Origin of the sequence: Streptomyces sp. FXJ1.172, from assembly GCF_001636945.3 — a bacterium.
GTDB lineage: Bacteria > Actinomycetota > Actinomycetes > Streptomycetales > Streptomycetaceae > Streptomyces.
On the sequence record NZ_CP119133.2, the window covers coordinates 8,443,779 to 8,468,473 of the forward strand.

22 protein-coding genes and 2 pseudogenes are annotated in these 24,695 nt (G+C 72.5%); 16 read left to right on the top strand and 8 right to left on the bottom strand.

Annotated features, from left to right (window positions below):
• Positions 1–171: 171 nt before the first annotated feature.
• A complete protein-coding gene (locus A6P39_RS38130) occupies positions 172–855 on the top strand; it encodes a hypothetical protein (RefSeq protein WP_067050302.1) in 684 nt (227 codons plus the stop codon).
• Between the two features lie 192 nt (positions 856–1,047).
• Positions 1,048–1,551 carry a molybdenum cofactor biosysynthesis protein gene (locus A6P39_RS38135; protein WP_107304427.1) on the top strand — a complete coding sequence of 168 codons (504 nt, stop codon included), beginning with the start codon at positions 1,048–1,050 and terminating at the stop codon, positions 1,549–1,551.
• 79 nt (positions 1,552–1,630) lie between these two features.
• Here A6P39_RS38135 and A6P39_RS38140 read toward each other — a convergent pair whose 3' ends face one another.
• The gene (locus A6P39_RS38140; protein ID WP_443053024.1) at positions 1,631–2,815 is read right to left on the bottom strand and encodes an AI-2E family transporter; all 1,185 of its coding nucleotides are present in this window, start codon (positions 2,813–2,815) and stop codon (positions 1,631–1,633) included.
• 419 nt (positions 2,816–3,234) lie between these two features.
• On the opposite strand from A6P39_RS38140, the gene A6P39_RS38145 reads away from it, so the two are divergent.
• From A6P39_RS38145 to A6P39_RS38155, 3 genes and pseudogenes are all read left to right on the top strand, one after another.
• Positions 3,235–3,906 carry a glycoside hydrolase family 11 protein gene (locus A6P39_RS38145; protein ID WP_067050296.1) on the top strand — a complete coding sequence of 224 codons (672 nt, stop codon included), beginning with the start codon at positions 3,235–3,237 and terminating at the stop codon, positions 3,904–3,906.
• A pseudogene (locus A6P39_RS38150) lies at positions 3,903–4,595 on the top strand (polysaccharide deacetylase family protein); the annotation flags it as partial. The gene A6P39_RS38145 and the pseudogene A6P39_RS38150, both read left to right, overlap by 4 nt.
• Before the next feature lie 403 nt (positions 4,596–4,998).
• Positions 4,999–6,804, top strand: coding sequence for an alkaline phosphatase family protein (locus A6P39_RS38155; RefSeq protein ID WP_067050291.1), 1,806 nt, complete (start codon positions 4,999–5,001; stop codon positions 6,802–6,804).
• 120 nt (positions 6,805–6,924) lie between these two features.
• Here A6P39_RS38155 and A6P39_RS38160 read toward each other — a convergent pair whose 3' ends face one another.
• Entirely contained in the window at positions 6,925–7,179 is a 255-nt protein-coding gene (locus A6P39_RS38160; protein ID WP_079133555.1) for a response regulator transcription factor, read from the bottom strand.
• 289 nt (positions 7,180–7,468) lie between these two features.
• Here A6P39_RS38160 and A6P39_RS38165 point away from each other — a divergent pair, with 289 nt between their 5' ends.
• The 5 genes from A6P39_RS38165 to A6P39_RS38185 all read left to right on the top strand — a co-directional run bounded on the left by A6P39_RS38165 (position 7,469) and on the right by A6P39_RS38185 (position 12,787).
• A complete protein-coding gene (locus tag A6P39_RS38165; protein WP_234379033.1) occupies positions 7,469–8,506 on the top strand; it encodes a permease in 1,038 nt (345 codons plus the stop codon).
• Complete coding sequence (locus tag A6P39_RS38170; RefSeq protein ID WP_067050288.1) at positions 8,503–9,279, top strand: TIGR03943 family putative permease subunit; 777 nt, start codon at positions 8,503–8,505, stop codon at positions 9,277–9,279. The genes A6P39_RS38165 and A6P39_RS38170 overlap by 4 nt, the downstream gene beginning before the upstream one ends.
• Positions 9,280–9,729: 450 nt before the next feature.
• Positions 9,730–10,332, top strand: a complete 603-nt coding sequence (locus A6P39_RS38175) for an Rv1733c family protein (protein ID WP_067050284.1) — start codon at positions 9,730–9,732, stop codon at positions 10,330–10,332.
• A 310-nt stretch (positions 10,333–10,642) separates the two neighbouring features.
• Positions 10,643–11,401, top strand: coding sequence for a family 16 glycosylhydrolase (locus tag A6P39_RS38180; RefSeq protein WP_067050282.1), 759 nt, complete (start codon positions 10,643–10,645; stop codon positions 11,399–11,401).
• A gap of 96 nt (positions 11,402–11,497) precedes the next feature.
• Positions 11,498–12,787, top strand: coding sequence for a hypothetical protein (locus A6P39_RS38185; protein WP_067050279.1), 1,290 nt, complete (start codon positions 11,498–11,500; stop codon positions 12,785–12,787).
• Between the two features lie 239 nt (positions 12,788–13,026).
• On the opposite strand, the gene A6P39_RS38190 is transcribed toward A6P39_RS38185, so the two are convergent.
• The 3 genes from A6P39_RS38190 to A6P39_RS38200 form a co-directional block, all read right to left on the bottom strand.
• Entirely contained in the window at positions 13,027–13,959 is a 933-nt protein-coding gene (locus A6P39_RS38190; protein WP_067050275.1) for a M56 family metallopeptidase, read from the bottom strand.
• Between the two features lie 18 nt (positions 13,960–13,977).
• Complete coding sequence (locus A6P39_RS38195; RefSeq protein ID WP_067050270.1) at positions 13,978–14,361, bottom strand: BlaI/MecI/CopY family transcriptional regulator; 384 nt, start codon at positions 14,359–14,361, stop codon at positions 13,978–13,980.
• Positions 14,362–14,582: 221 nt separating this feature from the next.
• Positions 14,583–14,849: a GlsB/YeaQ/YmgE family stress response membrane protein gene (locus tag A6P39_RS38200; RefSeq protein WP_067050267.1), complete on the bottom strand. Its 267-nt coding sequence runs from the start codon at positions 14,847–14,849 to the stop codon at positions 14,583–14,585.
• A 204-nt stretch (positions 14,850–15,053) separates the two neighbouring features.
• On the opposite strand from A6P39_RS38200, the pseudogene A6P39_RS38205 reads away from it, so the two are divergent.
• The 4 genes and pseudogenes from A6P39_RS38205 to A6P39_RS38220 all read left to right on the top strand — a co-directional run.
• Positions 15,054–15,611 (top strand): annotated as a pseudogene (locus tag A6P39_RS38205) (TerD family protein); the annotation flags it as partial.
• A 736-nt stretch (positions 15,612–16,347) separates the two neighbouring features.
• The gene (locus A6P39_RS38210) at positions 16,348–16,710 is read left to right on the top strand and encodes an ArsR/SmtB family transcription factor (RefSeq protein WP_067050261.1); all 363 of its coding nucleotides are present in this window, start codon (positions 16,348–16,350) and stop codon (positions 16,708–16,710) included.
• Positions 16,703–19,390: a magnesium-translocating P-type ATPase gene (mgtA, locus tag A6P39_RS38215; protein WP_067050259.1), complete on the top strand. Its 2,688-nt coding sequence runs from the start codon at positions 16,703–16,705 to the stop codon at positions 19,388–19,390. Before A6P39_RS38210 ends, mgtA begins: the two co-directional genes overlap by 8 nt.
• A gap of 273 nt (positions 19,391–19,663) precedes the next feature.
• Positions 19,664–21,367, top strand: coding sequence for an LCP family protein (locus A6P39_RS38220; RefSeq protein WP_275883944.1), 1,704 nt, complete (start codon positions 19,664–19,666; stop codon positions 21,365–21,367).
• A 66-nt stretch (positions 21,368–21,433) separates the two neighbouring features.
• Here the strand turns inward: A6P39_RS38220 and A6P39_RS38225 are convergent, their stop codons facing one another.
• The gene (locus A6P39_RS38225; protein ID WP_234378823.1) at positions 21,434–21,667 is read right to left on the bottom strand and encodes a hypothetical protein; all 234 of its coding nucleotides are present in this window, start codon (positions 21,665–21,667) and stop codon (positions 21,434–21,436) included.
• A 112-nt stretch (positions 21,668–21,779) separates the two neighbouring features.
• Here A6P39_RS38225 and A6P39_RS38230 point away from each other — a divergent pair, with 112 nt between their 5' ends.
• A complete protein-coding gene (locus A6P39_RS38230; RefSeq protein WP_067043880.1) occupies positions 21,780–22,145 on the top strand; it encodes a hypothetical protein in 366 nt (121 codons plus the stop codon).
• Between the two features lie 101 nt (positions 22,146–22,246).
• Here the strand turns inward: A6P39_RS38230 and A6P39_RS38235 are convergent, their stop codons facing one another.
• The gene (locus tag A6P39_RS38235) at positions 22,247–23,116 is read right to left on the bottom strand and encodes a class II glutamine amidotransferase (RefSeq protein WP_067043877.1); all 870 of its coding nucleotides are present in this window, start codon (positions 23,114–23,116) and stop codon (positions 22,247–22,249) included.
• Positions 23,117–23,129: 13 nt separating this feature from the next.
• Complete coding sequence (locus A6P39_RS45650; RefSeq protein WP_199840758.1) at positions 23,130–23,558, bottom strand: hypothetical protein; 429 nt, start codon at positions 23,556–23,558, stop codon at positions 23,130–23,132.
• A gap of 48 nt (positions 23,559–23,606) precedes the next feature.
• Here A6P39_RS45650 and A6P39_RS38245 point away from each other — a divergent pair, with 48 nt between their 5' ends.
• Positions 23,607–24,656 carry an amidohydrolase family protein gene (locus tag A6P39_RS38245; protein ID WP_067043874.1) on the top strand — a complete coding sequence of 350 codons (1,050 nt, stop codon included), beginning with the start codon at positions 23,607–23,609 and terminating at the stop codon, positions 24,654–24,656.
• Positions 24,657–24,695 lie beyond the last annotated feature (39 nt).

Consider the following 24,695-nt stretch of genomic DNA (forward strand, 5'->3'; position numbering starts at 1 on the left):
AGCGGCGCCACAGGGTGCCGGGCGCGGTGCGGCGATGGGCCGGGCGGCCGATTTCGCGCCGTTTCACGTGGTTCGCCGGACACGCCGTGGATGCGCGGTTAGCGTGTGCGCGCACGGTTCGCGGGAGAGTGGACCGGCGTCGTCCCGCCCGTCGACAAGGGGGATTCACCCATGGACTTACTGCGCAGACCGCTCGCGCGACTGGCTGTCGCGCTGCTCGTGGGCGCCGGTCTGGTGCTGGCCGGTTCAGGCGCCGCGAGCGCCACGGCGAGCGCGGAGATACCGGCTCCCAGCGAGGGCGGCATCTCGGCCACGGTGACGTTCCACGGCGCCGTCGTCCCACAGCCGTACCAGCCGGATCCGAACGCCGCCTTCGGTGACCACAAGTGCCAGTTGATCTACCACGACTACGACCCGACGCCTGGCTGCGGCGGCTTCAAGCTCGACTTCACCCTGCACAACGTCCGCGCTCAGCCGGGCTACACCGCCGGTCTCAGCAGCACGGCCACCTGGTTCGACGGCTACGCCGACACCGCCCGCACCTTCGGCTGTCTGCGGCCCGACGGCACGTTCGACCACAGCACCGGCTTCGTCGTGCGCACCGCACACCAGGAGCTGATGCGCACCTACTACCTCGCCGAGGCCAACTGGGTGCTCTCCGCCCTGCGTTCGGACCCGACCCGGGACGCGGGCCCGTCCTACTTCATGAACTTCCCCGCGGTGCAGGTGAACTGCCCCGACGGCATGACGCCGACCCAGTACGGCCTGAAGGTCACGAACGTCAGCCTCACGATCGCCGACGACAACGTCTTCGGCCACACCACCTGGAGCACTCCCGGCCCGTTCTACGCCTAGGTGTGCTGTCCGGACAGGTTGGTGACGCGGCTGGCTGGTGGTTGGCCGCCGGTGCTGACGCTGACCGACCGGTGGCCGGCCTGTTCACAGCAGGGGCGAGCGGACGGCTGCTGCTCAGGGGGACCCCCGGGAGGCGCGAAGTGCCGGGAGGCACCGGCTGACCGCCCTCGGACACGGCCGTAACCTCGAGGTGTGTCCGAGATCGAGATCCTTCAGCTGCTGGTCTCCCCGATGCACCGGCTCGCGGGCCGCCCCGGCGACGGGATGCCCGGGCTGCCGCCGGGTGACCTGGTGACGACGGCCGAGGTGCGCGCCGGACTGGGCCTCGTCGGAGACCGGTACTTCAACCACCCCGCGCACCGCAACGCCTCGCTCACCCTCATGGCCGTCGAGCGGCTCCCGCGGCTCGGGCCGGACGAGCCGGACCTGCTCCGCACCCGGCGCAACGTCCTGCTGCGCGGGGTCGACATCGACGCCTACGTCGGCGCGACCGTCTTCCTGGACTGCGGTACCGGCCCCGTGGAACTGGCGGTGCGCAGCGCGGCCCGGCCCTGCGCCTGGATGGACACCACCCTCGGCCCCGGCGCCCAGCGCGCGCTGCGCGGCGGCGGGGGAGTGCGCTGCCGCCCCCTCACCGACGGCACCCTCACCGTCGGCCCGGCCCTGTTCGGGGTGCGGGAACCGGGCCCCGCATAGGCACGGTCAGGCAGGCGGTTCCCCACCGGACGGCAAGTGGACTGCGATGTGGACCAGTTGGGCCGGTACGGGGCACGAGTCACGGTGGTACCGCGCGCAGCGCGCGCAGCACCGCCCAGACGACCGAGACCATCGGGACCGCCACGATGGCACCGATCACCCCCGCGATGATGCTCCCGGCGATGACCGACACGGCGATGACGAGCGGGTGCAGCCGGACCGCCCAGCTCATCACCAGCGGATGCAGCACATGGCCTTCCAGCTGGCCGATCACCACGATCAGCGCCAGCACGGCCACCGCCGTCAGCGGTCCACGCCCCGCCAGCGCGACGATCGTCGCGACACTGAGTGCCACCGGCGAACCCACCAGCGGGACGAACGCCGCGAAGAACTCCAGCAGGGTCAGCGGCAGCGCCAGCGGCACCCGCAGCCCCAGCAGCGCGATCCCGACGAGCACGGCGTTGGTGGCGGCCACGATGATGATGCCGCGCGTGTACCCGGCGAAGGCCCGCCAGGCCGCCCGCCCCGCCCGGTCCCAGGCCGGGCGGGCGCCGCTCGGCAGCAGCTGGTCGCGCATCCAGCCCCACAGGCACTCGCCGGAATGGATGAAGAACACCGAGGCGAACAGCGCGAGCGCGCCCCCGGTGACCACCTCGACCGCCCGGCTCAGCCCGCTCACGGCGTTGCTGAGCAGGCTCGAGCGATGCGTCGAGATGTAGTGCGTCACCTGGCCCTGCAGCTCGGAGAGCCGGCCGGGGCTCAGCCGGAACGGCGGCCGCTGCAACCACTGCTCGATCCGGTGCACACCACCCCGGAACTCACCCGCCAGCCGCCCCGACTCGCCCGCCACCGCGTTGCCCACCAGGGCGAGCAGTGTCAGCAGGAGCAGCACACTGCCCACCAGCGCGACGGCGACGCACAGCGGGCGTGGCAGGAAACGGTCGAGCAGATCCGTCAGCGGGCGCAGCACTGAGGTGATGATCAGCGCCAGGAACAGGGCCGCGGCGATGAGCTGGAAGCTGCCGAGGAGGCTGAAGACGCCGTAGACGACGATGCCCACGAGGATGAGCCGCCAGGCGTAGGCCGCCGCGATCCTCAGCCACGGCACCGTCCGCTCGGCCACCGCAACCGCCACCGGCACCGGCACCGGGCTCGGGCGTGCGGCCGCCGGGAGCCGCACGGAGTAGGCGGGCCGGCTGCCCCGCACACCCCCCGTCCGGCGCCGTCCGCCCGGCCCCGCCGCCCGCCGACGCGCATCGCCCACCACCGCTCACGGCTCCTTTCCGTCACCACAGCTGACGGTCGGTCACATCTAGAGAACCGTAAGCGCCCGGCGGGGAGGGGCTCGTACAACGCGCCCGTGCGCTCAGGAGCCCGCCCGGCGGGCGGGCGAGGACGGCCCGTGGAAGACGACCATGGGGCTTCACAATCCCGGGCGTTGAACCCAGCTTCGAAACATTCGAATAGGGGTGGGCGGAATCCGATCTTGATGTTCGAAATATTCGAAACCTCCTTTTGTTGCTTCCCCACCCAGGCGCTTTCACCTGCAAAAATCGAGATCATCTCGCCTGCCTGCGGATGCGAATGTTTCGAAACATATACCGAAACTGTTGACAGTCGACGAGGGCAGACGAACACTCCCCACCACGCACCCCCACCGGCCACACGAGGAGGAGGCATCGCATGAACGCGTTCGACCATGCCCTGAGCCGCAGGAGCGCCGGCGCCCTGCTGCTGGGCGCCGCGGCCGGGCTGGCGCTGCCCGGCACCGCACGCGCCGCCACGGTCATCACCACGAACCAGACCGGCACCAACAACGGCTACTACTACTCGTTCTGGACCGACGCACAGGGCACGGTCTCCATGACCCTGGGCTCCGGCGGCAACTACAGCACCAGCTGGCGCAACACCGGCAACTTCGTCGCCGGCAAGGGCTGGAGTACCGGCGCCCGCAGGAACGTGACCTATTCGGGCAGCTTCAACCCGTCCGGCAACGGCTACCTGTCCCTGTACGGCTGGACGTCGAACCCGCTCGTCGAGTACTACATCGTCGACAACTGGGGCACCTACCGGCCCACGGGCACGTACAAGGGAGCCGTCACCAGCGACGGCGGTACGTACGACATCTACGAGACGACGCGGTACAACGCCCCGTCCGTCGAGGGCATCAAGACCTTCAACCAGTACTGGAGCGTGCGGCAGTCGAAGCGGACGGGCGGCACCATCACCACCGGCAACCACTTCGACGCCTGGGCCCGGGCCGGGATGACCCTCGGCAGCTTCAGCTACTACATGATCCTCGCGACCGAGGGGTACCAGAGCAGCGGCAGCTCCACCATCACGGTGACGTCATGAGGGCCGCACCGCGGCACTGGTTACGTCCGCTGACGGCGACCGCGGCCGCCGTCGCACTGGCCGCCGCCGCTGTACTCACCGCCGGCACCGCCCCCGCCCACGCGGCCACCTGCGGCGGTTATGCCGGACTCACCTTCGACGACGGCCCGTCCAACGCCCACACCCCGGCCCTGTTGAGCGCACTCAAGCAGTACGGGCTGCGGGCCACGGTGTTCAACGAGGGCCAGTACGCGGCCGCTTACCCCGCCCAGGTCCGGGCCGAGGCGGCCGCCGGGATGTGGATCGGCGACCACAGCTACACCCACCCGCATCTGACCGGGCTGAGCCAGGCGCAGATCGACTCCGAGATCTCCCGCACCCAGCAGGCGATCGCCGCGGCCGGCGGCGGTACGCCCCGGCTGTTCCGCCCGCCGTACGGCGAGACCAACGCCACGGTCCGGGCGGTGGCGGCCAAGTACGGTCTGACGCAGGTCATCTGGGACGTGGACTCGCAGGACTGGAACGGCGCGAGCACCGACGCCATCGTCCAGGCCGTGTCCCGGCTGACCAACGGCCAGGTCATCCTCATGCACGAGTGGCCGGCCAACACGCTCGCCGCGATCCCGCGCATCGCCCAGACCCTGGCGAGCCGCGGTCTGTGCGCGGGCATGATCTCCCCGCAGACGGGCCGGGCCGTCGCACCGACGGGCTGAACCGGCCCGTTTCCCCGTCGGTACGGTGCTTCCCCACCGTGCCGACGGGCTTCGCACGCTCCCTCGTGCCGCACGCGCGCCACCCGCGCGGCCCGCGCCGGTGCGCGCCGCCGGATCGACCGCGCACTTCGGCGGGCCGCCGCATAAGGATCGCGCGGGATGGCTGTTCAAATGTCAACAGAACGGTCGGTGTCCGCGCCCTCGCCGGGCCGGTGCCGCGGCGCGTGAACCGCCGGCCTCCGGGGTGGACCGCTCGCCCCGAACTTGTCTGGTCAAGTTTGGTCGTGGTTCTTCCGCTCGACAGCGGCGGCCGTTACTCATGTCCCGTTCATCGCGCACAGTCAGGCCGTGGGGCGACAGGTCCTCACGGCATCCTCAGCAACGGGACGAGGTACCACGTATGCGACTGCGCTGGAGATCCCTCGGCGGGCTGCTCGCCCTCCTCGGCGCACTCATCGTCTCCGCTCCGGCACCCGCCCAGGCGGCCGGGAGCAGCGGCAACCTCATCGTCAACGGCGATGCGGAGAGCGGCGGTTACTGCACCAGCGACTGGTCGGCCGCCACCACGGTGCCCGGCTGGACCACCGAGGCCGGCGGCCCGGACGTCATGTGCCACAGTGTCGCCTCCTTCGGCCTGCCCGGCGACGGCCAGGCCCCCGGCAAGGCCTTCTTCGGGCCGGGCAACTTCGGCGACGGAGCGATGACCCAGACCGTCGACGTCTCCTCGGCCGCCTCGGCCGTCGACGCGGGCGCAGTGCACTACAACCTCTCCGGCTGGCTCGGCGGCTGGACCACCTACGGCGGCTACGTCGCCGTAGGCCTGCACTTCCACGACGCCGGCGGTCACCCCCTCGGCGCCACCGCCAAGCTGCCCACCGTCTCCGCGTCCGACCGGGGCCTCGCGACCAAGTTCCTCGCGCGCACCGCCACCGGCGCGGTCCCGGCCGGAACCCGGTCGATCCAGGTCGAGGTGCAGTTCCTGTCGACGAGCAACGAGACCGGCTACCTCGACAACCTCGCCCTCACCCTGGACACCCCGGTCACCGCTCCGGCCCCGCTCGCGCCGCCCGCCTCCAGGGTTCCGGGCTACGACCACGTGTTCACGGTCATGATGGAGAACACCGACTACTCCGAGGTCATGAACGACCCGGCGGACACGCCGTACATGCACAGCCTCATGGCCCAGGGCGCCACGCTCACCGACCACCACGCCGTCTACCACCCGAGCGACGAGAACTACCTCGCCGTCGCCGGCGGCGACACCTACGCCAAGGGCGCCACGTACTTCCCGAACATCAACTCCCCCGAGCGCAACCTCGGTGACACCATCGAGGGCGCCGGCAAGACCTGGAAGGCCTACGAGCAGGGCATGGGCACCCCCTGCAACACCAAGAACAACAACGACAGTTACTACCAGCCCGACGACGCGCCCTTCATCAACTACACCGACATCAGCGGTGACGCCACACGCTGCGCGGCCCACCTGTTCGACACCACACAGCTGACCACCGACCTGAAGTCCGCGGCCACCACGCCGGACTTCTCCTGGATCGCCGCCGACGACTACTACGACGGCGAGGCCTCCGGCAACGGCAACGCCACCAGCCTGAAGACCCAGGACGGCTGGCTGAAGCAGACCCTCGCGCCGGTCCTCGCCTCCCCCGCCTGGACCCAGCAGCGGTCCCTGCTCATCCTGACCTGGGACGAGAGCCAGAGCGAGGCCTACGACCACGTGGCCACCACGGTCCTCGGCTCCCAGGGAACCGTCCCGGCCGGCACCAGCAGCCCGGCCCACTACGACCACTACGGCATCGCCCGCACCATCGAATCCGCCCTCGGCCTGCCCGGCCTCACGGCCAACGACACCTATGCCACCCCGCTCAACGCCGCGTTCGCACCGTCCACCGCGACGGCACCGACGCTCACCGGCGGCCTGGACGCGGTCGCGAACGGCGGCAACGTCACCTTCCGCTACGCGGTGGCGTCGACGGCCCAGGCGAACGCCAAGAACTGGATCGGGATCTACCCGGCCGGCGTCACCCCCGGCAAGCAGTCGTCGCTCACCTGGTCCTACGCCCCGAACGCCAGCGGCGCCCTCACCTTCTCGACCGGAAAGCTGAGCGGCGCGGGGACGTACGACGTGTACTACCTCGCCGACGACGGCTACTCGGTCCTGGCCGGACCGTTCTCCCTGACCGTCGGCTGACCGCTCACGACGGACAACGGGCCCACGCGCCGCCGCCGGCGGGACAGCCCACGGATCCTCACCCCGTGACAGGCTGATTCCACCGCCGTCTCCACCCGGCCGGCGCGTGGGCCCGGTCGTTCACAGGCCCAGGGAGATGGCCACGCGGGTCAGCTCGGCCGTGTTGGTGATGTTGAACTTGGCCCGGATCCGGCGCAGATAGGCGTCCACGGTGTGCGTGGACAGGCCCATGTGCCGGGCCGTCTGGAGGTAGGTGCGGCCGGCGGCGATGTGCCGCAGCGTCTCCCGCTCGCGGGGCGCCAGCGCGGGCAGGGGAGCGGCAGCGCAAGCGGGCGCGGGAGCTTCGGAGTGCGGCGTGGCGAGAATGGCACCCATGAGGCTGTCCTCCGGCGAGAAATCTGACCGATAAGGGTGATTTGCCCTAGTTCCTCCACGCTGTGCGCCGTACTTCATGACTCCGTCCGTCGACTGTCACAGGCACGTCACAGCAACGGGGAACCGGGTTCGGGCCACGTCGGGCAAGACCGGCCCGGTGGTCCGGTGGGCGCCACCCGGCACCCGGGGGGCGGAAACGTCGTACGGGTTCGGCGGGCGGCGGCGTGTACGCGCGGCCCGGTCGCGCCGCTCGCTTATCGTCGGCCAGACACCGACATCCGGAGTGATTATGGAAAAAACGGATGAATTGGTTGGTGTGGCCGAGGGCGTGACGGTCGTGGCCGTCGACCCGCCCGTGCGCCGCATCCGGCCGTGGCCGCACGGCGCCGCCTTCGCGATCGCGGCCTGCGGCACGGCCGTGCTCCTGCTCGCCGGCGCCTCGTGGCTGAACCAGCCGGCCGTCCAGGCCTGGCGCACCGTCTGCCTGGCCATCACCGTCCAGGCGCTCCCCTTCCTGCTGCTCGGCACCGCCCTGTCCGGGGCCATCAACGCCTTTGTGCCGGCCGAGCTGTTCACCAAGGTGCTGCCGAAGCGGGCCGCCCTCGCCGTGCCGGTCGCCGGGGTCGCGGGCGCGGTGCTGCCGGGCTGCGAGTGCGCCTCCGTCCCCGTCGCCAACAGCCTGATCCGGCGGGGCGTCACCCCGGCCGCGGCCTTCGCCTTCCTGTTGTCCGCGCCGGCCGTCAACCCCGTCGTACTGACCGCCACCGCCGTCGCCTTCCCGGGCAACCCCGCGATGGTCGCGGCCCGGCTGCTGGCCTCGCTCGCCACCGCGGCCGTGATGGGCTGGCTGTGGCTCTGGCTGGGCCGGGAGGAGTGGCTGCGGCCCGTCCTGCGGAACCGGCACACCGGCCACCGGCACGGCCGCGGCCGCTGGAACGAGTTCCGGCTCGGTTTCCAGCACGACTTCCTGCACGCCGGCGGTTTCCTCGTCCTCGGCGCCATGGCCGCCGCCACCTTCAACGTCGCGGTGCCGCGCTCGGTCCTCGACACCTTCTCCGGCTCGCCCTGGCTGTCGGTGCTCTTCCTCGCCGGGCTCGCCGTACTGCTGGCGGTCTGCTCGGAGGCCGACGCGTTCGTCGCCGCCTCGCTCGCCGGGTTCTCGCCGACCGCCCGGCTCGCCTTCATGGTGGTCGGCCCGATGGTCGACCTGAAGCTGATCGCCCTCCAGGCGGGCACCTTCGGGCGTGCCTTCGCCTGGCGGTTCTCCACGGCCACCACCGCCGTGGCCGTCGCCGCGAGCGTCCTGATCGGAGGCGCGCTGCTGTGAAACGCCCCGTTCAGACCCTGCTCCTGGCACTGACCGGCATCGGCCTGCTGCACGCGGCCCTGTTCACCGACATCTACCTGCGCTACGTCAAGGCCGGTCTGCGCCCCCTGCTCATCGCGTCCGGAGCGGTCCTGCTGCTGCTCGGCCTGGCGTCGGCGGTCGTCAGGGACGGACGGCGGCAGACGCACGACGCCGGTCACGGCAACGCACACGGGCATGGCAACCCACATGATCGCGGTCGCGATCACGGCCATGACCACTCCGGCGCCCCACGCATCGCCTGGCTGCTGTTCCTCCCGGCACTCAGCCTGCTCTTCTACGCCCCGCCCGCCCTGGGCGCGTACACCGCGGCCCGCTCGAACACCAAGCCGGTCACCGTGCAGAAGGGATTCGCTCCGCTGCCCGCGACCTCACCCCTGCCGCTGACCCTCACGGACTTCACCAAGCGCGTCCAGCAGGACCGCAGCCGGGCCATCAAGAACCACATCGTCCAGCTCACGGGCTTCGTCACCCCGGCCGAGGACGGCGACGGCTGGTACCTGACCCGCATCATCTTCACGTGCTGCGCCGCCGACTCGCAGACCGTGAAGGTCCGCGTGTACGGCACCGAGGCACCGTCCGCCAACACCTGGCTCGCGGTGACCGGCACCTGGCACCCCCAGGGCACCCTGGGCACGAAGACGGCGCGGACGGCGCTCGACGCCAAGGACGTCCGCCCCATCGCCCAGCCGGTGAACGCCTACACCGACGACCTGCCGCTCACGCCGTCCTAGTCCGGCGACCCGCCGTGCACGCCGTCCTGGTCCGGCGACCGGCGGGGCGGCGGCGCAGATCACGGCGGGCTCCTCCGCGGGTGCGGGACGCTCTCTCCTCGCCGGCTCCCGCGTCCCGGGCGCGCGTCGGCACGGCGCGGACGGAGCGGCACCGCGGGGGATCGGTGCCGCTCCTGATTCCACTGTCGCGCATCCCGTGCCGTCCTTTCCAGTGCCGTTCGGTCCTCGTCCGCAAGGCCGGACGGCCCGATTCGCCCACCAGCGCCACCGCCCCTGCTCTGACCTGCGCGGACGCTCCCTGCGCGGCCGTCGTGTCCCGGCGGGGACGGCCCGGTGCGAGGCAGCGCCATGCCCCTCTTCGCTGCCCGCGCCGCCGCGAGCCGGATTGAGGTGCACGATGGAGTCGTGGCACTCCCGCCCGCCCGGCACGGTGGAGAGGAGGCGGTGACGATGACCCGGACACCTCCCTCGGCGGTCACCCCGGTACGGCTGTGGCGGTGGCGGCGCAACCCGCTGCGCCGGCACAGCGACGTCGTCGAGGCCTGGATCGTCCTTGCGACCTGGGTACTTGCGGTCCTGTGCGGAGCCGTCGCCGGCCTCGTGGCGGCGCATGCCTCCGAATCGTCCTACTTGGCCCGCCGGGCCGAGGTGCACGCGTTCTCCGCGGTGCTCACGGACGATTCGGCGCGCACTCCCGCCTCCGGGACCGGCTACGACGACGGACGGGTCTGGGCCACCGTCCGCTGGACGGACGCGCACGGCAGGGTGCACACCGACCGGGCGAAGGTCGCCCCCGGCGATCCCGTCGGCTCCCGGGTCACGGTCTGGACGAACAGCGCGGACCGCGTCGTTTCCCCGCCCGTCACCGGCGCAGCGGCCGACATCCAGGCGGCCCTCACCGGCGTCCTCGTCGCCCCGTCGGCCGGCGCGGCGGTCTGGCTCGCGGGCTGGGGCGTGCGCGCCCGGCTCATCCGGCGGCGCATGGCCGAGTGGGACGAGGAGTGGAAGCAGATAGGCCCCCGCTGGGGCAACCTCAGCGGCGGCCGAGGCTGACCGGACACAGCACGACCCGCGTCAGGGCGGGAAGGGCCACCCGCTTCTCGCGGATCCGGATTGCGCGGTGCACGGCTGCCGGCCGCTTCTCCGCGTCTGTCTCGGTCCTTCCCGCCACTACCAGCACACCACGGAATCCGCCGTTCACCAAGGGGTAGTGCTGCCAACGGGGGGAATGCCGTCGGCCCGGACCCGGGGCCATGTCATTTGGAGTCACCTGGAGTCACCCGAAGCCACCTGAAAGGGTGGTCCCCCCGGCTTCCCTGCGCCCGGGCGCATGACCGGACCCCGGACGGTGAGACATTCGGGCATGGAGAAACCGGCTCCGGGCGACCCGCTCCCGGCCCAGCACACCCCGTCCCCGCTCCCGGCCCAGCACACCCCCTCCCGGCCCCCGGTCGTGTTCACGGCGGACTTCACCTCGGCCAGGCAGTGGGTGGCGGGCCGCTCTTGGGCGTATCCCGGTGGCGGCCCGGTCAACCCGGGCGACGACAAACTCGACCACCTGGTGCCCGACGCCTCCTACTCCCGGTCCGGTGTCTTCAGGGCCACCCGGCGGTCCGACGGCTACTGGGACTCGGGCCTGCTGACGACCGAGGGCAGCGAGGAGGGCTTCACCGTCCGCTCGGGGGACGTGCTGCAGGCCCGGGTACGGCTGCCCCGCGAGGTCGGGGCGTGGCCGGCGATCTGGACCTGGCGCGACGGCGACCAGGAGATCGACGTGTTCGAGTACCACCCGGACCATCCGGACGTCCTCGAGTTCGGCAACCACGTCCGCGGCGCCGGCCACTGCTTCCGCGACGCCGCCATCGGCCCCGGGGCCTGGGTCGACCTGCGCACCGAGTTCGGGGCCCGCTCCGTCGTCTGGTCGGTGAACGGCGTCCGGGCCTTCGCCGACGGCCGGGGCGTGGGGCGGGACTGGCACGCCTGCCTGATCGTCAACCTGTCGGTGTCCGCGGGCCGTTACCACCCGGCCCCCGCTCCACGGACGACGGAGATGACGTACGAGGTGAGCAGTCTCGTCGTACGCCGACGCGGCCGAACAGACCTTGATCACAAAGTTCACTGAACCGCTACAACCCTTGGATCCCTCCGTGTGTCCAGTACATGATCGGCCGGCCGACGGGCCGGTCATGGCCTGTTCCCTCCGAGGAGGAGATTCACCGTGCGCTCAGCCCTGCGTCCCACGGCGGCATGCGTGGCCGCCGCCGCGATCGGCGTCGGCGTTCCCGTGTTCGCCGTACCCGTGGCGCACGCGGACGAGCTCGCCCCGGATCTGGTGGTCTCGGCGCTGCCGAGCGCCGCCCCCAAGCCGGGCGAGGTGTACGACCGGTCTGTCACGGTCACCAACAAGGGCACGGCGGCCGCGCACGGATTCACCTTCCGGATCCGGCTGACCCGCGGCCTCGACTTCCCGCAGCATGCCGACGGCTGCGTCTACTCGACCACCGACGACCAGGTCCGGCAGGCGCTGTGCACGCTGGACACGGTGGTCGAGCCCGGGACCTCGGTGACCACCCCGGTCCGCTTCAAGGCGCTGCCCGAGGCGCTGATGGAGGCCGTCGAGTACGGCACGAGCCCCACCGGCGCGACCCCGGGAGAGGGGTTCGACGACAGCTACCGGCGGCTGACCCTGACCGCGGACAGCACGGCCGACCTGGTGGCCCAGGGCGACCTGACGGAGGGCGCGCCCGGCAGCCGGGTGACCGTCACCGCGACGCTGCGCAACGACGGCCCGGGCTGGATCCGGCGGCAGGACGGCGACGACCAGCCGGCCTTGACGGTCCGGATCCCGACGGGCACCGTCGCCGTGGAAGTGCCCGCGGACTGCGAGCCGTTCGGGACCGACGGTCCGACCGGACCCTCGGAACCGGGCCACTCCGCGTATGTGTGCGCGCCCGCCGACCACACCATCGAGGCCGACCAGTTCCTCGACTACACCTTCGTCCTCCAGGTCGGGAAGAACGCCCGGGACACCAGGGGCGAGGTGAGGGCCAGTTCGGTACACGGCAACCACCCGGCCTTCGACAAGAACCCGGCGAACGACACGGCGTACCTGAACGTCGACGTGACCGGCGGCGAACCGGGCACCGGCACCTCCGGCGGGACCACGACCGGCGGCACCTCCGGTGACAGCGGTTCCGGCACCGGCGGCCAGGGCGACGACCCGCACGGCCGGAACGGCGGCGGATCCGGCACGACGGGCACCAGGGGTACGACGGGCGGCACCGGGACCACGGGCGCGTCGGGTGGCACGGGCACGGCGGGTTCGGCGGGTTCGGCCACCGGCACGGCGGGTTCGACGTCGGGCACCTCGGAGGCGGCCGGCACCGACGGCAGCCTCGCCGCCACCGGCAGCGACGGCATGCCGCTGCTGGCCGGTGCCGCGGTGGGCGCGACCGCGATCGGCGGCCTGGCACTGTGGGCGGTCCGCCGCCGTACCACGGGGAAGTGACCGGGCCGAGTGTCCGGCCCCAGCGGCAGCCACGGCACACCGGGCGTGCGCTGCCGCGGCCCGCGGTGCCGGACCCGCACCCTGGGCAGGCAACCGCCATGGAGCGGGCAAGCGCGGCGCCGCCGCAGGTCCTGCGGCCCGTCGCGCTCCGGCGCCCGCCTCGGCCGGCCGTCCCTGCCACCGCCTCTACGACGTACCCGGCGCGGGCGGCGACACGGGCCGAGGCGATGCCCGTCCGCTCACAGTGGTGTCGCCGCCCGCAGCAGGAGCAGGAGCGTCAGCGCCGAGCCGGCCGAGAACATCGCGGAGAGCACGGTTCCGGTGGTCGCGGTCCACAGGGCCAGGCCCACGGCCGTGAAGACGGACGGCCAGGTGCGCGGGCCGGGCGCCGGTGCCAGCAGGGCGGCGACCCGGCGGGGGAGCGGGCCGGGGGCGGCCAGGGCGGCGAGTGCCGGTGCCGGGGCTGGGCGGGAGACGAGTGCCGCCGTGCCGATCGCGCGGGCGACGGCCCTGCGGCTGCCGACGGCCAGAGCGGCCTCCTCGTCCGCCCAGCGCTCCGCCGTGTAGGCGACCGCCGTCCGCAGCGGGCGCAGGAACGGGTTGGCGCGGGCGGCGAGCTGGACGAGCAGCAGGTGCCGGTGGTGGCGGGCGGCGAGGTGGGCCCGCTCATGGGCGAACAGGGCGCGCCGCTCCCGGGACGCGAGGCAGCCGAGCATGGCCGTGGACACCACGATCCGGTCGCGCGGCCGGCCCGGCAGCGCGTAGGCGTACGGCTGTTCGTCGGGCAGTACGGCGACCTGGGCGGACGGCAGCCCCTTCAGTGCCGCGTGGGCCCGTCGCCGTACCCGGCGATGGCGAAGCAGCGCCCGGCCGCAGGCGGCGACGACCGCCGGCAGCGCGGGGATCGCGGCCCTCCCGGCGACCTCGTGCCGGGGCACGCTTTCGCGCACCTCGGGGTCCGACCAGCCGTCCGGGAGAGGGTTGCCGGGCAGTTGGGCCGTGCCGACCACCATCAGCAGCGCCAGGCACACCGTGCTGCACAGCGCCATGAGGGTGGCCACCCAGGTCAGCAGGACGGTCGCGGTGCGCGGGTGGAGGCGTTGCTCGGCCAGGCGGGAGACCGGCCAGGCCGTGAGCGGCAGCACCAGGGGGAGGAGGACGAAGATTCCCATGCGCGCCCGGTCTCGTCCTCAGCCCTCGTCCGCGGTCTGGTCCAGCAGTTCGCGCAGCAGCTGTTCGTCGCCCTCCGGCAGGGCGGTGAGGAAACTGGCCAGCACCGCGCGGCGGTCCTGTTCGCCGTCGAGGACCTTGCGCATCTTCAGCGCGGCCAGCCCGGCCTCGTCGGCGGCGGGCAGCCACACGAACGACCGGCCCTCGCGGCGGCGCGTCACGGCGTTCTTCGCCAGCAGCCGGGCGAGGACCGTCATCACGGTCGTGTAGGCGAGGCCGGCGGCCAGACGTTCCTGCACCCAGCCGGCGGTCACCGGGCCCCCTGCCTCGTGCAGCGCCGCGAGCACCTGTGTCTCCAGCGCGCCCTGCGCCCTGCGCCGGCGGCGCGGATCGGGGTCCGTCACCCGCTGTCTCCCTTCTGCCCCGCCCTCGCGTGCCGGAGGAACGTCACATCGTACAGATCCGGCCGTGACGGCCGTGCCGTACGGCCCGTCGCTTCTACAGTGTTGTAGATTCCAGGCGGGTCCGGGACACGGATCCGGGAGATGGATCCGAGCCGACCGCGGGTGCGGAGGGAAGAGCCGTGCGTGTTCGCCTGTCCGGGCGCCGGACCCCAAGAGCGGGGTCAGTCGCGGGAGTTGCCGAACAGAATGCGGTATCCGATGAGCAGCACCAGGGAACCGCCGATCGCCGCGCCCCAGGTGTAGAGGTCGAAGAAGTGCTTCTCCACGGGGCGGTCGAGGAAACGGGCCGAGAGCCAGCCGCCGATGAAGGCGCCCGCGATGCCGATGACGGTGGTGCCGATGAGGCCGCCCGGGTCACGGCCCGGCAGCAGCACCTTCGCGATGGCTCCGGCGGCCAGGCCGAGGATGATCCAGCCGATGATGCCCACGGTGTTGTCCTCCAGTCGGTTTGCGTGTTTGCGCAAGCCTAGGGGTGGTTGAAGTGCCCGGCACAAGCGGTCCCCGGCCGCTGGTGAAGACCCGTCGAGGTTCTGCTACATGATTAAGACATTGCGCAACTGGGGAACCAGGAGTGCCCCGGTGGCGTTGATCAGGATGGACGCCGGAAACGCGAGCGGCTGCGGAGGACGTGGATGAGTGTGTCCCTGACCAAGGGCGGCAATGTGTCGCTGAGCAAGCAGGCCCCCGGCCTGACTGCGGTGACGGTCGGGCTGGGCTGGCAGGCGAACAGCGGATACGAGCTGGACGCCAGCGCGTTGCTCTGCGACCAGTCGGGGCAGGTGCTGTCCGACGAGCACTTCGTCTTCTTCAACAACCTGACCAGTCCCGACGGTTCGGTCCGCCACGGCGGCGCGGACGGCCCGGCCGGCGGTGACGACCAGCGGATCCAGGTCGACCTGACCCGGGTCCCGGCCCAGGCCGAGAAGATCGTCTTCCTCGTGTCCCTCTACGAGGGCGTGAGCCGGGGCCAGAGCTTCGGGCAGGTGCAGCGCGCGCACATCCGCGTCCTCGACCAGGACGGCGGCGCCGAACTCGCCCGCTACGACCTCGCCTCCGGTGGCCTGTCCGCCGAGACCGCGCTGGTCCTCGGCGAGCTGTACCGGCACGGCGCGGAATGGAAGTTCCGCGCGGTCGGCCAGGGTTACGCCACGGGCCTCGCCGGTATCGCCGGCGACTACGGCGTGACCGTGCTCCGGGAGACGTCCCCGAGCCCGGCCCCCGGCCCGGCATCGAGCCCGGCCCCCGGCCCGGCCGGCCCGGTAACCACACCGCGGACGACCGTCGGCGCGCCCGTCCCGCCCGCCCCACCCAAGCCGCTGGTCGCCGCCCCGTCGGCCCCGGCGTTCCCCGTATCCCCGCAACCCACCGGGAGTTCCACCGTGACCTGCTTCTTCGACCCCAACCACGGCCCGGGCATCACGACCGTGACCTGGTCCCCGCAGTGGGGCGTGCCCCGCCCCGTCCAGACCTGCGGCGGCTGCGCACAGCGCGTGCAGACCACGGTTCCGCCCTTCTACACCCCGCCCCAGCAGGGGTACCCGCAGCCCGTGCCGCAGGGTTACCCGCAGCAGGGCTACCCCCAGCAGGGATACCCGCAGCAGGGCTACGCGGAGCCGTACGGCGACCACCACGACCACCACCAGCAGGGCGGCGGCCGCCGCTTCGGCACCGGCGCGCTCATCGGCGCCGGTGCGGCCGGTCTCATCGGCGGCGCGCTGCTCAACGAGGCCTTCGACGACGACGAACCGGACGTCGAGATCAACAACTACTACGAGGACTGACCCGGTCCGCCCGGCCCGTGCCCACCCCGCGAACCCGTGCGCCCGCCGGCCCGTGCCCGGTGGGGCACGACCGCCCGGGCCGGGCGCCTACACTGGGTGGGCACATATGTGTCGGCTGTGACGAGGGCGGGGACGGGAGAGGGCTGTGACGGAGATCGCCGGTGGCTTCGAGGATCCTCCCGCCGAAGTGCTGGCGGAGGCCGCCGCGGCGTTCGGGCTGCTCGCCTCCTCCGCCCGGCTGCACCTGATGTGGGCCCTGTCCCAGGGCGAGAGCGATGTCACGCATCTCGCCGACCGGGTGGGCGGTGCGCTGCCCGCGGTCAGCCAGCATCTGGCCAAGCTGAAGCTGGCCGGACTCGTCCGCTCCCGCCGCGAGGGCCGGCGGCAGGTCTACTACATCGACGACCCCGACGTGGTCACCCTGGTCCGGGTGATGGTGGGTCAGCTGACCGCGCGCGCACAGCACGCCTCCGCCCCCGTCCACCGCCTGCGCGGGATCGGTGGCTGAGAGCGCCGCGCCCGCGGGACAGGACACCGAGGGGCCTGCCTTCGGTGCCGTGACGGCGATCGGCGCGGCCACGGCGGTGGCGCCGTCCCCCGCGCGGGCGGGCGGACCGACCCTGCTCGAGGTCCTGCGCGAGCTGGACACCGGCCCGCGCGGGCTGACCGAGGCACAGGCCGAGGAACGGCTCGTCCGCCACGGCGGGAACATCCTTCCGGCCCGCCAGGAGGCCTCCTGGCCGCGGCTGCTCGTCCGCAGTGCGCGAGACCCGTTCACCGCCGTCCTGCTCTGCCTCGGACTGGTCTCGGCCGTGGTCTCCGCCTGGGGGACCGCCTCCGTGATCCTCCTGCTCGTCGCGGTGAGCTGTGTGCTGAGGGCGACGGGCGAGCACCGCGCCGACCGGTCCACGGCCTCCTTGCGTGAACTCGTCGCCACCACCGCCACGGTGCTGCGCCGCGCCGAGGAGGACGCGCCGCCCACGGCCCGGGAGATCCCGGTGGACGAGCTGGTCCCGGGAGACGTGATCCGGCTCGGGCCGGGCGACCTGGTGCCGGCGGACGTACGCCTGCTGCGGGCCGGCGGCCTGACCGTGCACCAGTCCGCGCTGACCGGAGAGTCCGCCCCCGTCCCGAAGTCCGCCGACGACACACCGCACGGCACCGGCGCCGACGGGGCTCCCTCCGTCCGCACCGCACCGGCAGCGGGGGCGTTCCAGCAGCCGCAGTGGTGTTTCCAGGGCAGCAGCGTCGCCTCGGGCAGTGCCGTCGCGGTCGTCACCGCCACCGGAGCGCGGACCCGGTTCGCCGCCGCACACGTCCGGTCCTCCACGGACCGGGAGCCGAGCGCCTTCGACCGCTCGGTCCAGGGCGTCTCCTGGATCCTGATCCGGTTCATGCTGCTGACCCCGCCACTGGTGCTCATGGCCAACGCGGCGCTGCGCGGCCGAGGCCTGGAGACGCTGCCCTTCGCCGTCGCCGTCGCCGTGGGACTCACCCCGGAGATGCTGCCGGTCCTCGTCACCACCTGTCTGGCCCGCGGGGCCGCGCTGCTCGCCCGCACGCACGGCGTGATCGTCAAACGGCTGCCCGCGCTGCACGACATCGGCGCCGTCGACGTGCTGTGCCTGGACAAGACCGGCACGCTGACCCGGGACCGGCCGGTCGTGGACCGCGCGCTGGGACCCGACGGCCGGGCGGACCCCGCCGTACTGCACTGGGCCGCCGTCAACGCGTGGTGGACCCTGCAACTCGCCGACCTGCCGGAACCCGACGCCCTCGACGAGGCCGTCCTGGACACGGCCGACGAGGACGCGCTCGTGGCGTACGACGGTGTGGCGGCCGTCCCCTTCGACCCGGTGCGCCGTCTCGCCACCGCCGTCGTCCGCGCCCCCGGCCGTCTCGGCGTCCACACCCTGGTCGTGAAGGGGGACGTCCAGGCCGTCCTGGAGCGCTGCGCGCTCGGCGACGACGAGCGCGAGCGCCTGCACGCCGAGGCAACCCGGCACGCCGACGCAGGCCTGCGCGTCCTGGCCGTCGCCACCGCAGCACGCCCCGCCCGCACCCGCGGCTACACCCCGGCCGACGAACGCGACCTGACCTTCCGGGGGCTGATCACGCTGCGGGACGCGCTCGCGCCCACCGCCGCCGACGCCCTGAAGGTGCTCACCGACCGGGGTGTCGGCGTCAAGATCCTCACCGGCGACCATCCGGGCACGGCCGCCCGCGCCTGCCGCGACCTCGGCATCCCCCTCACCGGGACCGATGTGCTCGACGCCGGCCGCATCGACACCCTCACCGACGCCGAACTGCCCGGCCCGGCCGCCCGAACGACCGTCTTCGCCCGCTGCACACCCGAGCACAAAGCCCGGATCATCCAGGCCCTGCGCTCGGCCGGGCACACTGTCGGCTTCCTCGGCGACGGCGTCAACGACCTGCCCGCCCTGCGCGCGGCCGACGTCGGCATCGCCCCGCGCGACGCCGCCGACGTGGCCCGGGAGAGTGCCGACGTGGTGCTCGCCCGCAAGGACCTCACCGGCGTCGCCCACGCCGTGCGCGCGGGTCGGCACGCGAGCGGCAACATCGCCACCTATCTGCGCATCACGCTGTCCTCCAACCTCGGCAACGTGATCGCGATGCTCTCCGCGGGCCTGCTGCTGCCCTTCCTGCCGATGCTCCCGGCCCAGGTCCTCACCCAGAACCTGTGCTTCGACGCCGCCCAGCTCGCCTTCGCCCACGACCGGCCGCCCGCCTCGGTGCTGCGCCGGCCGACCGTACTGCGCCCCCGTGACCTGCTGCGGTTCATCATCGGATTCGGCGTGCTGAACGCCGTCGCCGACCTCGCCACCTTCGCCGTCCTGGCGATCGCGCTGCACGGGCTGGGGTCGGGGGACGACGAGGCGGTGTTCCACTCCGGATGGTTCACCGAGAACCTGCTCACCCAGGCCCTGGTGATGGTGCTGCTCCGCGCCGGCCGCGAGGACGCACGGGGACGCCGGGCCGGACCGGTGGCCAGGGCGGCGGCCGCCCTGGCCGTGATCGGCCTCGCCGTGCCGCCCTCACCGTTCGGCCCGGCCCTGGGCCTGACGCCCCTGCCCGCCCTCTACTACGCCCTGCTGACCGCGGTTCTGGCCCTGTACGCAGCGGGCCTGCTGGCGGCCAGGGCACGGTATCCGCGCAGGCGCCTGTGACGAGGGTCTCGCCACACATACCCTGCGCTGTTCTTAACCAGGGGGCGTACACTCCGCCTCCCGTGCCTGCCACGTGCGCACACGATTGCATCAGGTGCCTGACCTGTGAATTGAGTGTGTATCGGTGCTGTTCGGGGCCATAGCTTTGTTAGATTGCGCAACCATGCAAACGGGGTGGAGCAGCGCGCTTCGCCCGCCGAACATCGCCGCGCAGGCCTGGCCGTACACCCCACGGCCCGGACTGACGGGCCCGACCGTTCATGGGAGTGGGATATGAGCGACCCGTGGGACGGCCCCGCCGGCCAGGCCACGCGGAGCCGTAACGCACGGGTGCCGGGACAGCGCGCTGCCGAGCCCGACGGGGCGCGTGTGCAGGGCGGCAGGGCCGCGGCCCGCGCGGCCGCCCGCAAGCGCGGCGCCAAGCGAGGGCGCCGGGGCCGCCCGGTGGGGCGCGGCAGGCGGGTGCTGAAGATCATCGGCATATCCCTGTCGGTCGTCATCGTGCTCACGGCCGGCGCGGGCTGGTGGTTCTACCAGCACCTGAACGGCAACATCCACAGCGTCGCGCTCGACGGCAAGGGCGGCACCGAGAAGGCCGACGCCTTCGGCCGCACCCCCATCAACATCCTGGTGATGGGCTCGGACGGCCGCACCAGCAGCGAGGACTGCAAGCTCGGCGGCGGCTGCTCGAAGACCGGCGTGCAGACCGGCAGCAACGCGGACGTGGAGATGGTGGTGCACATATCCGCCGACCGCTCCAACGCCACGGTGATGAGCATCCCCCGCGACACCATGACCAAGGTGCCCGCCTGCACGGACAGCGAGACCAGGCAGTCCACGAACGGCTACTACGGCCAGATCAACAGCGCCCTGCAGTACGGCCCCGCCTGCCAGGTGGCCACAGTCCACCAGCTCACCGGCATCCCGATCGACCACTTCGTCAAGCTCGACTTCTCCGGCGTCGTGAAGATGTCGGACGCGGTCGGCGGCGTCTCCGTCTGCGTCAGCGACAACGTCTACGACACCTACTCGCACCTGAAGCTGTCCAAGGGCAAGCACACCCTCAAGGGCGTAGCGGCACTGGAGTTCGTGCGCTCCCGGCACGGCTTCGGCGACGGCAGCGACCTCGGCCGTACGACGACCCAGCACATCTTCCTCAGCTCGATGATCCGCAAGTTCAAGAGTGCGGGCACGCTCACCGACCCGACCGCGGTCTACGGCCTCGCCGACGCGGCCACCAAGGCGCTGACGGTGGACGACGGCCTGGGCACGGTGAAGAAGCTGATCTCGCTCGCCTCGGACGTGAACAAGGTGCCGACGAAGCGCATGACGTTCACGACGATGCAGACCGCCCCCGACCCGACCGACAACAACCGCCTCGTCGTCGGCCCGGGCGCCAGGACCCTGTTCTCGACCATCGCCAACGACCAGTCCCTGACGACCGGTTCGGGCGGCAAGTCGGCGGCGGCCTCGGCGACCGCCAAGCCCACCGCCTCGGCGGTGCCCGCGTCGAAGATCGCGGTGACGGTGGGGAACGGCACCACGGTCCCCGGCCGCGCCTCGGACATCGCGACCGCCCTGACCGACCAGGGTTTCGGCTCCGCCACGGTCACGCACGAGGCCTTGAGTTCCACGACGACCACGCTGACCTACGGCACCGGGCAGAAGGACGAGGCACAGACGGTGGCCAAGGCGCTCGGCCTGTCCTCCGCGCACCTCAAGCAGGGCACGGGTACGGGCCTGACGCTGGTGATCGGCGCCGACTGGCCGAGCGGCACCAGCTTCCCGGGCGGCAGTTCCTCGCCCGCGCCCGCCGACACCCACGCCGCCGTCTCCAACGCGCACGCCTCCACCGCCGACCAGGCCAAGACCTGCGCCCAGGTCAGCCAGTACCGCACGGTGAACCTCAACGGCGTCTCGATGACACCGGCGCAGGCTTACGCGGCGGCGAAGGACACGCCCGACTCCGACTCCTGACCGGCGGGCCGGGGCCCACGGGAGAACGGCACCGCCCGGCCGGCCGGGCGGTGCCCGGCGCACCGCTCAGGGACTGGCGATGTCGAAGCCGTACCGAAGGGGCTCGCTGGTCACGGCGTAGTCGCGGCGGTACAGGTACACCGCCTCCGCGCGCACGCCGTCGGGCGGGACCGCCTCCACCTTGCAGGGGTACGTCACCTGGATCACGCGCGGTCGCCCGGAGACCTTCATGCGCAGTCCGTCCGCCGGACCGCCCTCGAGCACCGCGGTCTCCCAACCCGTCACTTCGGTAGTCGCCACGGCGGACAGTTTAAGGGTTGCGCAAGTTTTGATCCGGTGAAGCCCGTCACTGGTGACCGGGCAGAACGCGTCTATCCTGAGGCGTGACGCATCACGGGGGAAAGGGTGACCGATGGACTGGGTCTGGTGGGTGCTGATCCTCTTCTGGACGGGCGGCTTCGCGTGGCTCGCCGACACCGTGCGCACCGCGTTGCGCAACCGGCACGAACGGAAGCTGGAGCTGATGGAGGCGGTGCGGCAGGACCGCCTCGCCGTGGAAACGGCCCAACAGACGCCGGAACCGGTCTGCGGGTGCAGCCACCACCTGGCCAAGCACGACAAGCAGGGCCGCTGCCACGAGCGCGTCGAGGTCCCCACGGCATGGGACGAGAACAAGAAGCCGCTGCGCTACGAGGCCGGTGAGTGCAACTGCCAGCAGTACGTCGGCCCCCAGCCGCTGTCGCAGGTGTACGCGGAGGACCTGACCGACCGGGCCTGAGCACGCGTCAGTCCGCCCGGCGGAACCCGCGGAGGGCGTGTTCGCCGGCCGGCTCCGCGCCGTCTCCCCGCGTTCTCATGGCCCGGCGGTACGGCGGAGCGCTACGCCGGCCGCTGCGAGGCGGCCGCGCCGGGTTCCAGGTCGGCCAGGGTGAGCGGGTGGGCCGGCGGGTCCGGCAGGGCGATGCGGGACGTGGGGTGCAAGCCGGGGCCGACGTGGAGCAGCTCGCCGGGGTCCATGGGCCGCCACAGCGGGTTCTCGTCCATGGGCTCGCTGGCCACGACGACGGAGGCGAGCGTGCCCAGGCGCGCCGACCGCACGCGCAGATGGCCGTCACGGCCGGCGTGGTCCAGATGCCGTGAGCCGTGCTGACCGCCCGCCGGGCGCCGCAGGACGTACAGCTCGTGGGTGGCGGGATAGCGCAGGGCCCACAGTTCGTCGGCGGTGATGAGGATGACGTTGAGGGCGTAGAGGGGAAGGTGCCCGGCCACCCAGCGCGCGGCGGACACGAGACCGGCGGACACATCACCGCCGTGCGCGGCGGTCTCCCGGGTGACCAGGGCGAAGAAGCGCTCCGAATCGGTGTCGCCGCGCACCGCTGAGAGGTCCTCGCCCAGGTGACGGTCGAGCGCGTCGAGCCCCTCGATCACACCGTTGTGCGCGAACAGCCGTCCTTGCTGGGCGAAGGGATGGGTGTTGCGCACGTCCAGGCCTCCGGTCGAGGCGTAGCGGATGTGGGCGAGGAAGGTGGCCGACTCGACCTCCCGGGCCTCCCGGGCGTAGGCGCGGTCCTCATAGGCGGCGATCGGTGCCTTGTGCACCTGCGGTGTTCCGTCCGCGTCGAAGTACCCGAGCCCGGTGCCGTCCGGTTCGCGGTGACTCTGCGCGCTGAGGCTGTCGGGGGCGTCCAGCAGCCAGAACGTGGCGTGGGTGCGGTGGGGAGAGCTGATCAGTCCGAACAGTCGGCACACGACGTCCTCCTTGTCACCGGTCCTCCGCCGAGTCCCGGCACCGTTGCGGCTGGGCGACCATGATCCCGCGCGCAGGGCGTGCCCGCACCCGGCCCGCTGCCCCGCGGACGACTTTGCCGGATGCCGGCGGATCCCGTGCACGGTCCCGCGGCACACAGTCCTCAACCGGCCGCTCGGAGCACCGAGCCGAGTGCCTCGCCGATGAGTCGTTGCCGGCCGGCTCGCTCTCGTCCACGAGCCGCTCGCCGGTGTCGCCGTAGCAGCCCGTCGCGGAGGCGGACACCAGGACCCGCGGTGGGGCGGTGGATTCGGCACAGGCCCGCGCGATGGTCGCGGTGCCGCGCGGGCGGCTGTCGCGGATCTCCCGCTTGCGGGCCGCCGTCCAGCGCTTGTCCCCGACCCTTGCGACGGGATGGATGGGTTGATTTTGACGGAATGTCAATTCGTGTGATCCTTTGTCCTGCCCCCACGAAAGGCAAGAGGTCATCCCATGCCCCCCGCACCGCGCAGGATCGACGTCCACCAGCACATCGTCCCCGCCTTCTACCGCGACCGGCTGGCCGAGGCCGGTATCGCCGAGGCGGGCGGACGCACCCTCCCGGGGTGGAGTGCCGAAGACGCGCTGGGGACGATGGATTTGCTGGGCACCGCCACCGCGATCGTCTCCGTCTCCGCGCCCGGCACGGCCTTCCTCGCCGATCCGGACGAGGCCGCCGAACTGGCGCGACGGCTCAACGACCACTGCGCGGCCCTCCCCACCGAACACCCCGGCCGCTTCGGCTGGTTCGCGACCCTGCCGATGCCCGACGTGACCGCCTGCGCCGCCGAGGCCCGGCGGGCCCTGGACGAACTGGGCGCCGACGGTGTCGTCCTGCTGGCCAACAGCGCGGGCACCTACCTCGGCGCGGACGGGCAGGACGCCCTGTGGCGCACCCTGGACGAGCGCGAAGCCGTCGTCTTCGTGCACCCCGCCGAACTGCCCGCGCCCGCCGTCGACGGCATCCCGCCGTTCGCCGCCGACTTCCTGCTCGACACGACCCGGGCCGCCTACCTCCTCGTACGCAACGGCATCGTCCGGCGGTATCCCCGTGTCCGCTTCATCCTCAGCCACGCCGGCGGCTTCCTGCCCTACGCCTCCCACCGGCTGGCCGGACCCCTCGCCGGTGACACCGGCCGCAGCCCCCTGGACGTCCTGGACGATCTGCGCGGCTTCTACTTCGACACCGCGCTGTCCTCCACCCCGGCAGCGCTGCCCACCCTGCTGGCCTTCGCCCGCCCCGGCCATGTCCTGTTCGGCAGCGACTGGCCCTTCGCCCCGGCGGCCGGCGCCCAGTACTTCGCCAACGGCCTGGACACCGGCGTCGACCCGGCCACACTGGCGGCCGTCAACCGCACCGGTGCCGAAGCCCTGTTCCCGCGGCTGGCGACGGCCTCCTGTGCCGTGCCGCCGGCCCGCCCGGCACCGGTCCGGCTGCGCCACGCCGCCCAGCGCACCGCGGCCCGCCTCTTCTTCAGGCTCCTCCAGCCCGGCACCGGGTGAGACGCGCGGCCGGGTGGTCCGGACACCACGGACATGCCC